The 869-nt window shown below is 35.8% G+C and carries 1 protein-coding gene; it reads right to left on the bottom strand.

Annotated features, from left to right (window positions below):
* Positions 1 to 869 (bottom strand): zinc-binding dehydrogenase (locus RPL90_RS06720; RefSeq protein WP_313547114.1); only part of this gene is annotated, 869 nt, incomplete at both ends.

Consider the following 869-nt stretch of genomic DNA (forward strand, 5'->3'; position numbering starts at 1 on the left):
GATTTATCGTTTACAAGTTGTTCAAATCCTGACTCTACAATATCATCTAGCTCTATCTCATCAGTAACGACGTCTTTTACTTTTAAATTACCTTCGTTAATTAAGTCTATTGTTTGTTGAAATGTAGTAGGTGTATAAGCAATTGTCGAAGTAAGTTTTACACCTGTATTTGTTAATTGCATTGGATTCCATTCAATAGGATGACCAAATATAGACACTATAACAACATTACCTCTTGCTTTAGTAACATCTATTGCAGATTTAAGTGTTGGCGCTACACCAGCTACCTCAAATGCTACATCCACGCCATTATTAGTGTATTTACTAATAATATCACTTGGGTTTGATTCACCAGAATTGATCGTATGAGTAGCACCTATTGCTTTAGCTTTATTCAATCTTTCTTCTGATAAATCAAAAACAAATATCTTACTTGCACCTGCAGCTTTGGCTGCTATTACTGTTAATAAACCGATTGGCCCTGCACCAAAAATAGCAACAGTATCGCCAAATAGAACTTCGCCTTCTTTAATTGCTTGAACTGCAACAGCGGTTGGCTCTACAAGAGCGCCTTCTTTATCAGAAACCTTATCTGGTAGCTTATAAACGTTCTCTTCTGGGACATTTGTAAATTCTGCAAATCCACCATCAGAACCTAAGCCTATAAATGAATAACCATCATAAAGATCAATATTTTCTTCTTTTTCACGATTTGAAACTGTAGGATTAATGACAACACGATCGCCTTTATTAAATTTTGTAACCTTAGAACCAATATCATCTACTACACCTGCAAATTCGTGGCCTAATGTAACGGGCGCTTTTTGGCCAAGGAACGGGTCAGGTTTGTCTGTTGAAATAAATATAGG

The sequence above is a fragment of the Staphylococcus kloosii genome (genome assembly GCF_032139365.1).
GTDB lineage: Bacteria > Bacillota > Bacilli > Staphylococcales > Staphylococcaceae > Staphylococcus > Staphylococcus kloosii_A.